The following is a 13,892-nucleotide window of genomic DNA, read 5'->3' as shown; positions in this document are numbered from 1 at the left end:
CATGATGGACGCTGATCTGCTGGCCGAGGTGCACGCCTTTCGCCAACGCTACCCTGATGTACGTTATGTCGACCTGATTTCCCTGGACATTCCGGGGCACTTCTACGGCAAGCGCTATCCCGTGGAGATGCTGGAAAAGGTCGCGGCCGGCAGCGCGCTGAAACTGCCGCAAAACTGTGTGCTGCTCGGTGTGCAAGGCGGTTTGTTCAAGATTGGCGACTACTGCTTCAACGACGGTGACCCGGATGCGCTGCGCCGCCTGGTGCCCGGTACACTCAAGCCGGTCAGCTGGGAAGCACAACCGCTGGGGCAAATGCTGATCACCTCGGACGGCACCGAGAAGCCGATTGTGTTCGAGCCGCGCCAGGTCCTGGCGCAGGTGTTGGACAGGCTCGCTGGCAAAGGCATCCATCCGGTGGTGGCGTTCGAGCTGGAGTTCTATCTGTTCGATAAAAAGCTGCGCGACGGACTGCCGCAATTCCCCCGGGATGATCTGACCGACGATGCCGACGATCAGCCGAACATGCACATCGAGCGCCTGTCACGTTTTGCGCCGGTGCTGGATGAGATGGTCGAAGCCTCGCGGGCCCAAGGCATCGATACCACAGTGATCACCGCCGAGCTTGGCCCGGGCCAGTTCGAGATCAATTTCGGGCATCTTGATGATGGCTTGCGAGCGGCGGACTGGGCGGCCCTGTTCTGTCGCAGCACCCGTGGCGTGGCCCTGAAACACGGTTATCGCGCCAGCTTCATGGCCAAGCCTTACTTGCAGCACCCGGGCAGCGGCATGCATGTGCACGTCAGCCTGTATGACGCCGCCGGCAATAACCTCCTCGCCGCGAATCAGCAGCAATCGTTGCGTCATGCCGTGGCCGGTTGCCTGGAACTACTGCCGCATTGCATGCCGATCTTCGCGCCGAACCAGAACGCCTTTCGCCGTTTGGGCGGCACCACCAACATCGCCACCCGGGCGAGCTGGGGCTTTGAGGATCGTGATGCGTGCCTGCGCATTCCGGAATCGGATGCGAAAAACCTGCGCATCGAATATCGCCTGGCCGGTGCCGATGCCAACCCGTACCTGGTGCTGGCGGCGATTCTGGTGGGACTCGAGCAGGGCCTGGAAGCAGGCAACGAACCGATCCCGCCGCTCAATGAAGACCGCAACAGCGGGGTCGACTTCCCGCTGGAGATGCTCGAAGCGGTGCGCGCCATGCAGCATCAACCGCAGCTGCGCGAAGGGCTGGGAGCGGAGTTCGTAGACGTGTATTGCGAGAACAAGCGCCAGGATCATCTGGCGTTCATGCAGGAGATCAGTGCGCGGGAGTATCGCTGGTATCTATAAGCCAAGCGTGCAAATGCACTTTAATAAAGCTTTCGTGCGGCGGCATGCACTAAGCCAAGGCAGAAACCGCCACGTTGATCTTCTTAAGGTCCCGGAAGGCGCCGTAAAACACTGACATTCAGCGCTTGGCACAATCGCTGCATTACATCGATCAGGCCCACCGTGAACGCAGTCGAGTGGGCAGCCCCCTCGGTCAACGACGATCGATTCGTGGGCAACATCGGTGGGTCAGGCATAGACGTCTGGTTTCAACACCGCAAAAGAACAGGCAAAGACGCCTGGAACCGCAAGGTTTCAGGCGTTTTTTTTTGCTTTTTGAACCGTGATGGGCTTAGTCGGGTACTTCTTATGAATTCCAATGTCGCCGCGTTGAACAAGCTGCAAACGCTGATCGTGATCGGTAACGGCATGGTCGGACATCATTGTGTCGAACAGCTGATCGAGCGCGGTGCCCTTGATCACTATCGGCTGCACGTTTTCAGCGAGGAGCCGATGCGCGCCTACGACCGCGTGCACCTTTCCGAATACTTCACCGGACGTGATGCCGAGTCGCTCGCCTTGGGTGAAGCCTCGTTGTACCAGACCCCGGGCGTCACCTTGCACTTGGGTGTGCCGGTCCTGGAAATCGACCGCGCCCGCTGCCAGGTGATCACCGCGCAAGGCTGCGTCGCCTACGACAAATTGGTACTGGCCACCGGGTCCTACCCGTTTGTGCCGCCGATCGAAGGCGCCGAGGGCGATTCGCGCCTGGTGTACCGCACCCTTGAAGACCTTGATGCGATCCGCGCCGCTGCGTCCAATGCCCGACGTGGCGTGGTGGTCGGCGGTGGCTTGCTCGGACTGGAAGCCGCCAATGCCCTGAAAAGCCTGGGCCTGGAAGCTCACGTGGTGGAATTCGCGCCGCGCCTGATGCCGGTGCAGCTGGACGAGCAGGGCGGTCGTGCACTCAAGGCCCAGATCGAACGCCTCGGCGTCGGCGTGCACCTCTCGCGAGGCACTCAATCGATCAGCCCAGGCGAGGAATATCGCTATCGGATGAATTTCGCCAATGACGAATTTCTGGAGGCCGACCTGATTGTGTTTTCCGCCGGGATCCGCGCCCAAGATACCTTGGCCCGCCAGTGCTCGCTGGAAGTCGGCCCGCGCGGCGGCGTGGTGGTTGACGACCAATGCCTGAGCAGCGATCCGAACATTTATGCCATCGGCGAGTGTGCCGCGTGGAATGGCAGCATTTTTGGCCTGGTCGCCCCGGGCTACCAGATGGCGCGCGGCGTGGCTGCACGGCTGTGCAACGAAGTCGCCGAGCCGTTCATGGGCGCGGACATGTCGACCAAGCTCAAGTTGTTGGGCGTTGACGTCGGCTCCATCGGCGATGCGCATGGCAGCACGCCGGGCTCGCGCAGTTATCAATTCATCGACGAAACCACCGCCAGCTACCGCCGATTGGTGGTGGATGCGACAGGCAAGCACGTACTCGGTGCGGTGCTGGTCGGCGACAACAGCTATTACGACACGCTGCTGCAATACATGCAGAACGCGATTGCCTTGCCCGCGGAACCCGCCAGCCTGATTCTGCCCTCGTCCGAAGGCGCGCCGACCCTGGGCCCGGGCGCGTTGCCCGAATCGGCCACAGTGTGCTCGTGCCACAACGTCACCAAGGGCTCCATTTGCTCGGCCATCGACGGTGGCTGCACCGACCTCGGCCTGCTCAAGTCACAAACCAAGGCCTGCACCGGCTGCGGCGGGTGTGCCGGGCTGCTCAAGCAGGTTTTCGAACATGAGCTGATTGCCCGCGGCGTCAGCGTCGACAAAAGCCTGTGCGAACACTTTGCCTATACCCGTCAGGAGCTTTACGCATTGGTACGGGTAGAAGGGGTGATCACCTTCGAAGAACTGCTGGCCAAACATGGCCGTGGCCACACCGGTTGCGACGTGTGCAAACCGGCGGTGGGCTCGATCCTCGCATCGTGCTGGAACCAGCCGATCATGGACGCCTCACTGGTGCCGCTGCAGGACACCAACGACACGTTCATGGCCAACATGCAGAAAAACGGCACCTATTCGGTGGTGCCTCGCATCCCAGGTGGCGAGATCACCGCCGACAAACTGATCGCCATCGGCGTGGTGGCGAAGAAATACGACCTCTACACCAAAATCACCGGCGGTCAGCGTATTGATTTGTTCGGCGCGCAGTTGCACGAGTTGCCGGACATTTGGGCCGAGCTGATCGAAGCCGGTTTCGAAACGGGGCACGCCTACGGCAAATCGACCCGCACGGTGAAGTCCTGCGTCGGCAGCACCTGGTGCCGGTATGGCGTACAGGACAGCGTGAAAATGGCCCTGCTCATCGAGGACCGCTACAAGGGCCTGCGTTCGCCGCACAAGCTTAAGTTCGCGGTGTCCGGTTGCACCCGTGAGTGCGCCGAAGCCCAGAGCAAAGACGTGGGCGTGATCGCCACCGAGAAAGGCTGGAACCTGTACATCGCCGGCAACGGCGGCATGCGACCGCGTCACGCCGAACTGTTTGCCACCGACCTCGACGATGAAACCCTGATCCGCTACATCGACCGTTTCCTGATGTTCTACATCCGCACCGCCGACAAATTGCAGCGCACCTCGGTATGGCGTGAAAGCCTGGAAGGCGGCCTCGACTTCCTCAAGGAGGTGATCATTAACGACAGCCTCGGCCTGGGTGAAGAGCTCGAATCGCAGATGCAATTGGTGGTCGACCGCTATGAATGCGAGTGGGCCAACGCCCTCAAAGACCCGGAAAAACTCAAGCGTTTCCGTACCTTCGTCAACGACAAACGCCCGGACCCGGACATTCACTTTGTCCAGGAGCGCGGTCAGCGGCGTCCGATCATGGCCGCCGAACTCAACCTTATCCCTGTCACCGAGGAGATTGCCTGATGAGCCAGCCCACTACCCGACGCATTGCGCCCCTGGAAAACACCGGCGCCTGGCAAACCGTCTGCGACCAACAGGACCTGGTCAGTAACTCCGGCGTGGTCGTCTGGCTCGACGGCGCACAAGTGGCGCTGTTCTACCTGCCCGGAGCCGAGGGGCAGACCCTCTACGCCATTGACAACCATGACCCGCAATCCGGGGCGAATGTCATCGGTCGCGGATTGATCGGCAGCATCAAGGGCGACCTGGTGGTGGCGTCGCCGATCTACAAACAGCATTTCCGGCTCGAGGACGGCAGTTGCCTGGAGTACCCGCAACAGCGTTTGCGGGTCTGGCCGGTGCGGTTGAACGGGGGGAGGGTGGAGGTCGGGGCGGTTTGAAGGCCATTAACTGCATCACGCAATCGAATCGGAGCCACGTATGAAAACAGCCGCACAGTTGCTCAAACTCAAGGTCGTGCAGAACCGTCAGGTGCATAGCATCGCACCTGATGAAATGGTGCTGGAGGCCCTGAAGCTGATGGCCGAAAAGAACGTCGGGGCACTTCCCGTCATCGACAAAGGCCAGGTGGTCGGGGTGATCAGCGAGCGTGACTATGCCCGCAAAGTCGTGCTGCAGGGGCGCTCTTCAGTAGGGACGCCAGTGCGCGACATCATGAGCTCGCCGGTAGTGACTGCGCCGAGTCAGCAAAGCATCGAGCGCTGCATGGCCGTCATGACCGACAGTCATCTGCGTCATTTGCCGGTGGTGGACGACGGTGAACTGATTGGTCTGCTGTCGATTGGCGATCTGGTCAAGGAAGCCATCGTCGAACAGGCCGATCTGATTCGGCAATTGGAGCATTACATTCGCGGGCACTGAGACGGTGGGTGGTTTTGCGCCAAAGCCATCAACTGACCGGTTCGACCGTACAGCTCATTTCCCGTGAGCCTGGCTTCTGGAAAAGCACCGCGTTGCCGTCTTGCCAAAAGCTGTAATTGCCCTGGTAATCCTTGCCGGTGTATCGAGTGCCCGAATCGCTCGGCACCTGGCTCAGGGTGATCGCGGTGTTGGCCCATTTCAGGTACACGACACCCGGCTGCGTACTGAAGAAAGTGGCAGTAATCAGCGTGTTAAAGCCTGCACAACGAAACGCCAGGGGGCCTTCGGTGAGTCGGTCTGGATCCTTGGTTCTCACGATGGCCGAGCCTTGGCGAAGCTGGTGCGCACGCTCGGCATAACTGCGGATGATGCACATCTTTTGCTCCGGTCCCGAGGCACACCCATTGCGGGCATCGATCCAGAACTGCTGGTCGATGATGACTTTGTCCGGGGGCGGAACTGAACGTTCATCGGTGAGCGCCAGGCGATAAAGACGCGTCAGTTCGATGTCCATCTGCGTCAGTTGTGGATCGCGACAGATAAGCTTTTCCACGGAGACCCTGGTCTTGGCGCAGTCGATGCCGGGAGGGGACGCAGCGTGGGCGCAGGTGCTCGCCGCCGCGCACAGGCTGGCAGCGAACAGGCATCTGAACAGGGCCGTGACCGTTTTCATGTTGGCTTCACCCAGATCATTTTGGGATGCCCGGATTGCCGAGGACCTGGCGATCCGTTGAACAGTCATTCGTTTGCATGGGTGTACGCAGTGTATGCCAGTGTTTGAAACTTGCCACACCCGCCCGGCGGCGGGTGACCTTCAGAATCGATCCAACCTGTAGGGCGCAATGTCCGGTAATTCATGGGTATGAGGCGCAGGCGAAGCCAGTTGCGCGATGAGTTCGGCTGTGACTGCGGCCTGTGTCAGGCCTAGGTGCTGGTGACCGAAAGCGAGCAGCACTTTGCCGTCGCACACCCGGTCGATGATCGGCAGGGAATCCGGCAAGGACGGGCGAAACCCCATCCACGGCGTCGCCGCCTCAGCGTTCAAATCGCGCTTGAACAGACCTTCACTTAACCGGTGCAACTGCCAGGCACGCTCCATCACCGGCGCTCGGTCGAGGCCGGCAAACTCGACGGTGCCGGCCAAGCGCAGTCCATCGGTCATCGGGGTCATGATGAACTTGCGCTCCAGCGAGGTGACGGCGAACGGCAGCCGTCCGTGTTCATGGGGCAACATCAGGTGATAGCCGCGCTCGGTATCCAGCGGTACTTTTTTGCCGGTCAGCGCTGCCGTCAACTTCGCGGAGTGAGCACCGCAGGCGATCAGGGTCTGGCGTGCGGTGAAACGGCCCTGGTCGGTGATAAGCGAGACGCCGTGCTCATGCAGGTGTGCGCCCAGGACCTGGTGCTTGAGGAAGTGCACGCCGCAGGCTTTGGCGGCATGGACCAGTTCGCAGACCACTCGGTAAGGGTCGAGAAAATGACCGGTGCGCGGGAAGAACAGACCGCCCTGAATTCGCTCGCTGAGTTGTGGCGCCGCCTCGCGCACCGCGTTGGCCTGCCAGTAGTCGACCGGTACGTGTTGATGGCGCATCCGAGCCTGTAGCGCTTCGATTGCTTTATGCGAGTCCGCCCGTTCGAACACCAGCAACGAGCCGTCTTCGCGCAGCAGATGGGGGCGGGCAATGTCCTCCAGCAGTCGGTGCCAGGCGCCCAGGCTGCTTTCGTTGAGTGCGCGCAGGCCGGCGATGGTTCGTTGGAAGGGGGCATGTCGCAGGTTCAGCAACAGGCGAGTGAACCAGGGCAGAGCGCGTGGCAGGTATTTCCAGTCCAGGCGCAACGGCCCCATTGGGTCTGTGAGCATGGCGGGCAGACGTTTGAGGATGGACAGGTCGGCGATAGGAAACACCTGTTCGGTCGCCAGGTGCCCGGCATTGCCAAACGAGGCGCCCCGGCCAGGGTCTTGCTGGTCGAGGACCACCACCCGCAGACCCTGACGTGCCAGCCGCACAGCGCAAGCGACGCCGATGATGCCGGCGCCGACCACGGCAATGTCAGCGATGTCGTGCGGGTTGTGTGCAGCAGGCAGAGTCATGGCGCTTTCCTGGAATAAGTGGCCCGGCTGCAAAGCCGGGCGGGTTTACAGCGGGCGCAGTCAGGGTGGGATCAGGCAACGTTCTGCTCGGCCGACCAGTTTTTGTACCACTGGCGGAACAACGTGTACTGAGTCTCGGCATAGCGCCGTTGGGCATCGCTGAGCGCATCGGTTTCGTTGAAGTGCAGGGTGTATTCCTTGTCGCCATTGAGCACCATCAGGTGCTTGTAATAGAGCACCAGATCGCAGCCCTCATCGAAGGACGAAAGCACCTGCAGCGCAGATTCCAGCTCTTTGGCCAGGCGGCGAGCCGTGGCGTCACCCTTGGCCGCCTGCTTGCTGAGGGCCACCAATTGCAGCACTTCGCGGGGCAGCGCGTTGCCGATGCCGGTGATAGCGCCGGTGGCGTTGCAGTTGACGAAGCCATGCACCACTTGGGTATCGACACCGACCATCAGGGTGACGTCATCGTCCTTTGACGTGATGTTTTCGGCGGCGTAGCGCAGGTCGGCAGCACCGCCGAACTCCTTGAAGCCGATCAGGTTCGGGTGTTCGCGGCGCAGTTCGAAGAACAGCTCGGCACGGGTGGCGAAGCCGTAGTAAGGACTGTTATAGATCACCGACGGCAGATTTGGAGCAGCCTCCAGAATCGCCGCGAAGTGAGCTTTTTGCGCGGCCGGCGAGGCGCCCCGGGAGAGGACGCGAGGGATGACCATCAGGCCCTGGGCACCGACCTTGGCCGCATGCGCCGCGTGGGAAATCGCTTCACGACTGTTGACGGCACCAGTGCCGACGATGGTCGGAACGCCGGCAGCGACCAGACGCGCCACACCTTCCTGGCGCTCGGCTTCGGTGAGCAGAGGCCAGTCACCCATGGAACCGCAATACACGACAGCACTCATGCCGATATCGATCAGTTCGCGACCTTTGGCCACCAGCGCGTCGAAGTCGGGTTTGCGCTCGGCGGTGCAAGGGGTCATCAGTGCAGGCATGCAGCCAGTGAAGATGTTTGCGCTCATTGTTGGCACTCCTAGAAGCGTTTATTCAGCTTGATTGAGGTGGGGAATGCAGCGTGTTCGCTCAAATGCCCCACGCGAAGGGGTCCTGTTCGTCGATCAGCAGCGTGCTGTCGGCGGTCATGAAGGCCTGGCCGGTAATGAACGGGCGGACGCGTTCGCCTTCCCATTCGTAACTGCCGACGAATTGACTGGCGGTGATGCTGGCTTGTACCCAGGGCGCACCCGCGGCCAGTTTTCCATCGGCAGCCAGGCATGCCAGTTTGGCGCTGGTGCCGGTACCGCAGGGCGAGCGGTCGTAGGCTTTGCCCGGGCACATGACGAAGTTGCGGCTGTCGGCCTGGTCGTCGTCGGCAAACAACTCGACATGGTCGATGACGGCGCCGTCTTCGCCATGGATGCCTTGGGCTTCGAGGGCCTTGAGCATCGCCCAGGTGTAATCGGCGAGCGCTTCGACGTTATCGAGTTGCAACACTTGCCCGTGGTCGGACACCAGGAAAAACCAGTTGCCGCCCCAAGCGATGTCGCCGTAGACGCAGCCGTGCCCGGGGACGTCTACCGGCACCTGTTGGCGATAGCGGTAGGCGGGCACATTGCGCAGGGTCACCGTGCCGTCTTCATGCAACGTCGCGCTGACCGGGCCGACCGGCGTGTCGATCTTGTGCACACCCGGAGCGATGTGCCCCAAGTAATGTAACGAGTTGACCAGGCCGATGGTGCCGTGACCGCACATGCCGAGGTAGCCGGCATTGTTGAAGAAGATGACGCCGCAGGTGGCATCCGGCGAGACCGGCTCGCAATACAGGGCGCCGACCAAGACATCGTTTCCCCGGGGCTCCAGCAGGCAGGCCTTGCGCCAGTGGTCATGCTGATCGCGCAGGGCATCACGCTTCTCGATCATGGTCTGGCCGGGCAATTGGGGAAATCCGTTCATCACCAGGCGAGTCGGTTCGCCGCCGGTGTGGGAGTCGATGACATGTACTCGTTTCATGAACCCATCCTTTAGAAGTGTGCCGGTACACCGGTTGCCACCACCAGGCCACCGAACCTGCGGATAGAGTGAACGCGTCAGGGGCGATAGCGATTGATGTTTTCCATGAATGCAAATGACGAAATCAGCACAATCCTTATGGCCTCGACACGGGATAAACCTTGGGGCAATCTGCTTACGCGCGCCTCGACACCGGCTCCAAAGTGAAGGCCAGTTGCTGAGCGAAGAGGGCGCAAGGGAGGATTTTTGCTTGTCCGCAGAATGGGAGAACAAGCGTCATGACGCAGAACGCATTGGCGATCCTGTGCCAAGGAAACGACCTGAATCGCCCCGATACCCTCGAAGAATTACTGGCGGGCGTGGCACTGCTGTTGCCGATGCTGGACGTGATCCCCAATGCCGCGATCTTTATCAAGGACATGAAGGCGCGTTATGTCATGGCCAATAGCACGCTGGTTCAGCGCTGCGGGTTGAAACAGTTGCAACCGCTGCTTGGCAAAACCAGCGCTGAAGTCTTTCCAGCACAATTGGGGCCTGGCTACACCGAACAGGATCGTCGTGTACTGGAGCAAGGCTTTGTTCTGGAAGACCAGTTGGAATTGCACTTATATGGGAGTCGAGAACCCGGTTGGTGCCTGACGCATAAACGCCCGTTGTATAACCGCAGCGGTGAAATCATGGGCCTGGTGGGAATTTCGGTCGACCTGCAATCGGCCAGTGATGCTCACCCGGCCTATCAGCGCCTGGCGGCGGTGGATGAATACATTCGCGCGCATTTCAATCGCCGTATCACCTTGGGTGAACTGACGCGGATCGCCGGTATTTCGGTGGCGCAACTGGAACGGTATTGCAAGCGCGTGTTCCACCTGACGCCACGGCAGATGATTCAAAAGATTCGACTGGAACATGCGCACCGACTGCTGCACACCGAAATTCCCATTACCGACGTGGCATTGCAGTGCGGCTACACCGACCACAGTGCGTTCACACGACAGTTCAAGGCATTGACCGGGTTTACGCCGCGCCAGTATCGACAGGTGTCATGAATGCATCGGGGGACATTCATTCGCCAGAAACTAAGTTAGAGTGCCCATCAGTGTCTGCTCATAAGGGCCCTGCACTCGATTCGCGTAATCGCGCCAAGCGGTTCCAGCGAACGAACAGGGCAAAAAAAACCGTGTATCAATCGTTATGTGAAGAATGAATCGTCCGCTGTTTGTTTCTCTAGATGGGCCCAAGGGAGCCGGCAAAACCACACTGTTGGAGGCCGTCACGAAAGTACTGAGGGCAGACAACAAAAAAGTGATCCGGCTTTGCGAGAAAAAAAGCGATCCCTACAGGGGTGAAACAATGGCCCTCGTGAACAAACTCGTCAGAAATCCCAGCCGGGATCTGGAGTTGGAAGTTTGTGAGCGCTTCGCCGATAGCCGTGCCTGGATCTCCCGGCACGTGCTGACTAAACAACCACCAGGTAGCATCATCTTGATTGATCGCTGGTATCCATCTGATGCCGCGTTTCGCCGGATAATCCCGTTTGCAGAGATTCTGCAGTTGAACATTGATCGAAACGTGCGAGTGCCAGACCTGCATGTCGGAGTTGTCACCGCCCCTGATATTTCGTGGGCGAGAGCAGCGGCACGACAGCGTGGGCTGAGCAGTACTGTGATCCATCGGTTGGAAGAACATGTCGCTTGTACCCAGGCGTTCGAACGAGCGATTGCAGATCACGGCTGGGTTTTATGCCGTAATGAAGGAACGATCGAAGCCGCAACGATGCAGGTGGTTTCGCAGATCAATGGAGTCCTTCGATGTGTCCCGTAGACGAAGTTCGCTACGCTGGCCTTGGTGCGGTTGACATAGCGGTCGATCTATCGAAGGGGTGATTTGTCGCCGCAGTGGTAGCTCGAAAGAACCTTGATAGAAGTTCCTCTCTGACACATCATTTAACATAATATACATTATGCGTAATCTCTTATATGGGGCTGGGGGGCTCTGGTGATCAGATTTGAAGGCAGGCTCAAAGGTTGTCCGGCTCCTGATCGGAATCCGGCAACTGCTCCAGCGGCGGCATTCCATAAAACACGATGAACATATCTTTGCTGCCCAGCTCACGATACCAGTGCACAACGTCCTCAATCAGTTCGTCCAAGACACCGATCAAAATATCGTCGTAACCTCCAGGAGCACCGGCTTCATATCGATTAACGCGCATTGGTGAAAACTTCACGATCCTTCTCGATCCAATGCTCGTGACGATCAAGCCGAATATGCTGCCTGATCGGTTCAGGTATCGCGTGAAACAACGTAAGCAGATCGTGCTTATTTGGCCCTCTGTCTTTCCGATAAACCGGAATTCTGTCTGTCGCTTTCAAATGCTCATGCGCAGCTTTTATTGCTACCAGGTCTAGTTCGTAAGTTTCATTAACCTGGCCAAGGTTGCCATTGGGTTTTGACACGAAGCTTTTGAGCAGGATTTCCATGCCAATTGCAGCATTGATCTGCGCAATGTCCAGCATGTCATGGCCACGTCTAAGGTGCTTCGCAGCCTTCAAATAGCGATAAGCGCTTTCAACCATCCAGGGCGATAAATATGTCATTACAACAATCTTTTCACTCGTTTTCGTTCAGCTCTTAGAAGCCAAAGCCAGAAGCTTCACAACGCTGGAGCCCCTGATTTACTTGGCTTGTTACCGATTACACGTGTCTGCTTGAAGCTTTGAAAGATACCGTACATGATTGAAAGATAGCGACCAAGGAAGAACGACCCCTAGTTCATTTAATGCACTACCCTTCCCCATTAATAACGGATAATTATAACTAAGCTAAATGTCTATTTAGTTTAGTTATATTAATGTGGCGAAATCGCATAGATGATCGATGTGATGTTTTTTGAGCAGCCTGCCAGCTATCCGAACTAAATAACCTAAAAAATGGTAACTAAAAGCATGAAACTGTCTGGTTGTTTGCTTCTGTCACCCGCTACTCGCTCCGACTGCCAGTCCAGGTGTCCGCAACATCATCTGTCGGCTTGTCAGTAGTGATGAGCTTCTCGATGCCCCAGTCACCAGGCACATTCCAATCCTCGCCGAAAAGTTCGGCCGGGTGCATCGTACGGTCGGAACCATTGCCGCAGGCCAGGGACTTCGCCGGACAATAACGGTCGCACCCCCAACAAATCCGTTCGGGGTGCTTGGGGTTGATGGGGAAGTTCTTAGCCATGCCGATCTCCGGTCATTGGGAGGCGTTCTTCCAACCTATAGCCCTTACGCAAAGCCAGCCTTGATACACATCAAGAATCGACATCAGATGACTGCGCTCACCTCCTTCGCAATCCCGGGGCTAAGCTAACGCTTTAACAGACTTGGAGACGCCTCTCATGCTCAATAAAAATCCTTTCCCAAGCGGCCTATCAACTTGGGACGATCAAGATGCTGCAACATCTCTTGATGACAAAGCGTTTACCGCCCCGCCCGCCTTGACCAACGCTGAACTGGTTCATCTGCGTGTCCGAGTGATTGCCTTGGAAAACCTGGTCATCGCCCTGCTGGCCGATGGTTCGGAACACCAGCTCGCCGTTGCGCGCGAGATGGCCACCTACATATCCCCCAGACCCGGCTTTACCCAGCATCCGCTGACCATTCACGCAGCCGAACAGATGACCCACACCGTCGAGCGCGCCCAGCGATTTCGCCAGAGTGATGTGCCATCGGTTTAATTTCTCGAAACTTGATGCCAATCATTATTGTTCGCAGCAAAGCTTCCTAGACTCGGGCTCCTACTCGTCAATGCCCAGGAAGAAATTATGCGTACCCCCTTGTCGCTTTCGCTTGCCCTGCTCTTGCTCACACCGCTGGCTCACGCTAAGGAATACCCGATCGGTGAGCCACAGTTGTGTCCTGGGCTGGAAGTCGGGGCGGTGTATTTGCAGCCGATCGAGATGGCACCTGCCGGAATGATGCGGGCCACCGCGGATTCCGATGTGCATCTGGAAGCCGACATTCGCGCCACGGCGGACAATCGACAGGGCTTTCAGGAAGGCAGTTTCGTGCCTTACCTCAATGTCTCGTTCAATCTGAAAAAACAGGGCAGCGAGAACGAACTCAAAGGCGATTTCCACGCCATGGTCGCCAATGACGGCCCGCACTATGGCGACAATGTAAAGCTGCTCGGCCCAGGCAAATATCAGCTGACCTTCAACGTCCTGCCACCCGGCGGTCATGGGTCCCTTGGCCGTCATACCGATAAGGAAACCGGCGTAGCCCCCTGGTTTGAACGCTGCGAATTGCACTACGAGTTCATCTACGCCGGCATTGGTAAAAAAGGCGGCTATTGAATGAAGCGCCTGCAGATTGCCTGGCTGATGCTTGCCGGAGCAGTGGCGCCGTTCACGGCCTATGCCGAATTACCCAGCTATGAACTCAGCCTGCGCGATGGCCACTTCACTCCTGCCCTGTTGGAGGTTCCGGCCGGTCAGCGCTTCAAGATCATCCTGAGAAATATCGGCCAAGGCCCAGCCGAATTTGAGAGCACACCATTGCGGGTTGAAAAAGTACTGTCGCCGGGCGTGACAACCTTCGTGGTCATTCACCCGCTCAGGCCCGGCCACTACCCCTTCTTCGACGAGTTCAATCCACAACTGCCCGAGGGCGGCATCCTCGCGAAATAACCCGTTCAAACACGGAG

General features: G+C 58.6%; 16 protein-coding genes. 9 read left to right on the top strand and 7 right to left on the bottom strand.

The annotated features are described in order from the left end of the window. The first annotated feature begins 1 nt into the window (after position 1). From AC1ROI_RS00845 to AC1ROI_RS00830, 4 genes are all read left to right on the top strand, one after another. Complete coding sequence (locus tag AC1ROI_RS00845; RefSeq protein ID WP_371857837.1) at positions 2-1,342, top strand: glutamine synthetase family protein; 1,341 nt, start codon at positions 2-4, stop codon at positions 1,340-1,342. A gap of 348 nt (positions 1,343-1,690) precedes the next feature. Beyond that, complete coding sequence (nirB, locus tag AC1ROI_RS00840; RefSeq protein WP_102593683.1) at positions 1,691-4,252, top strand: nitrite reductase large subunit NirB; 2,562 nt, start codon at positions 1,691-1,693, stop codon at positions 4,250-4,252. Next, a complete protein-coding gene (gene nirD / locus AC1ROI_RS00835) occupies positions 4,252-4,629 on the top strand; it encodes a nitrite reductase small subunit NirD (RefSeq protein ID WP_077748465.1) in 378 nt (125 codons plus the stop codon). The genes nirB and nirD overlap by 1 nt, the downstream gene beginning before the upstream one ends. Positions 4,630-4,669: 40 nt before the next feature. Continuing rightward, positions 4,670-5,110 carry a CBS domain-containing protein gene (locus tag AC1ROI_RS00830; RefSeq protein ID WP_102593684.1) on the top strand — a complete coding sequence of 147 codons (441 nt, stop codon included), beginning with the start codon at positions 4,670-4,672 and terminating at the stop codon, positions 5,108-5,110. A gap of 28 nt (positions 5,111-5,138) precedes the next feature. Here the strand turns inward: AC1ROI_RS00830 and AC1ROI_RS00825 are convergent, their stop codons facing one another. The 4 genes from AC1ROI_RS00825 to AC1ROI_RS00810 all read right to left on the bottom strand — a co-directional run bounded on the left by AC1ROI_RS00825 (position 5,139) and on the right by AC1ROI_RS00810 (position 9,209). Beyond that, entirely contained in the window at positions 5,139-5,783 is a 645-nt protein-coding gene (locus tag AC1ROI_RS00825; protein WP_010460286.1) for an MliC family protein, read from the bottom strand. 141 nt (positions 5,784-5,924) lie between these two features. Continuing rightward, positions 5,925-7,202 (bottom strand): NAD(P)/FAD-dependent oxidoreductase, encoded by a 1,278-nt coding sequence (locus AC1ROI_RS00820; RefSeq protein ID WP_010460284.1) that lies wholly within the window; start codon positions 7,200-7,202, stop codon positions 5,925-5,927. 71 nt (positions 7,203-7,273) lie between these two features. Then, positions 7,274-8,221, bottom strand: a complete 948-nt coding sequence (locus tag AC1ROI_RS00815; protein ID WP_010460283.1) for a dihydrodipicolinate synthase family protein — start codon at positions 8,219-8,221, stop codon at positions 7,274-7,276. A gap of 61 nt (positions 8,222-8,282) precedes the next feature. Beyond that, positions 8,283-9,209, bottom strand: coding sequence for a 4-hydroxyproline epimerase (locus AC1ROI_RS00810; protein ID WP_102593685.1), 927 nt, complete (start codon positions 9,207-9,209; stop codon positions 8,283-8,285). Between the two features lie 278 nt (positions 9,210-9,487). On the opposite strand from AC1ROI_RS00810, the gene AC1ROI_RS00805 reads away from it, so the two are divergent. Both AC1ROI_RS00805 and AC1ROI_RS00800 read left to right on the top strand, forming a co-directional pair. Next, positions 9,488-10,255 (top strand): AraC family transcriptional regulator, encoded by a 768-nt coding sequence (locus AC1ROI_RS00805; protein ID WP_102593686.1) that lies wholly within the window; start codon positions 9,488-9,490, stop codon positions 10,253-10,255. A 154-nt stretch (positions 10,256-10,409) separates the two neighbouring features. Further along, positions 10,410-11,030 carry a dTMP kinase gene (locus AC1ROI_RS00800; protein WP_102593687.1) on the top strand — a complete coding sequence of 207 codons (621 nt, stop codon included), beginning with the start codon at positions 10,410-10,412 and terminating at the stop codon, positions 11,028-11,030. A gap of 196 nt (positions 11,031-11,226) precedes the next feature. On the opposite strand, the gene AC1ROI_RS00795 is transcribed toward AC1ROI_RS00800, so the two are convergent. From AC1ROI_RS00795 to AC1ROI_RS00785, 3 genes are all read right to left on the bottom strand, one after another. Further along, positions 11,227-11,436 (bottom strand): hypothetical protein, encoded by a 210-nt coding sequence (locus AC1ROI_RS00795; RefSeq protein WP_256580100.1) that lies wholly within the window; start codon positions 11,434-11,436, stop codon positions 11,227-11,229. After that, on the bottom strand, positions 11,411-11,806 hold the full coding sequence (locus AC1ROI_RS00790; RefSeq protein WP_256580101.1) for a hypothetical protein: 396 nt from the start codon (positions 11,804-11,806) through the stop codon (positions 11,411-11,413). The genes AC1ROI_RS00795 and AC1ROI_RS00790 overlap by 26 nt, the downstream gene beginning before the upstream one ends. A 382-nt stretch (positions 11,807-12,188) precedes the next feature. Beyond that, entirely contained in the window at positions 12,189-12,428 is a 240-nt protein-coding gene (locus AC1ROI_RS00785; protein ID WP_077748447.1) for a DUF3079 domain-containing protein, read from the bottom strand. A 157-nt stretch (positions 12,429-12,585) separates the two neighbouring features. Between AC1ROI_RS00785 and AC1ROI_RS00780 the strand changes: the two genes are divergently transcribed. The 3 genes from AC1ROI_RS00780 to AC1ROI_RS00770 all read left to right on the top strand — a co-directional run bounded on the left by AC1ROI_RS00780 (position 12,586) and on the right by AC1ROI_RS00770 (position 13,875). After that, positions 12,586-12,924 carry a hypothetical protein gene (locus AC1ROI_RS00780; protein WP_077748446.1) on the top strand — a complete coding sequence of 113 codons (339 nt, stop codon included), beginning with the start codon at positions 12,586-12,588 and terminating at the stop codon, positions 12,922-12,924. Between the two features lie 87 nt (positions 12,925-13,011). After that, positions 13,012-13,542, top strand: coding sequence for an iron transporter (locus tag AC1ROI_RS00775; RefSeq protein ID WP_077748445.1), 531 nt, complete (start codon positions 13,012-13,014; stop codon positions 13,540-13,542). Further along, positions 13,543-13,875: a cupredoxin domain-containing protein gene (locus AC1ROI_RS00770; RefSeq protein WP_077748444.1), complete on the top strand. Its 333-nt coding sequence runs from the start codon at positions 13,543-13,545 to the stop codon at positions 13,873-13,875. Positions 13,876-13,892 lie beyond the last annotated feature (17 nt).

The organism is Pseudomonas sp. GW823-FHT02C02, assembly GCF_058797635.1.
This window is presented reverse-complemented; position numbering and strand designations above follow the sequence as displayed.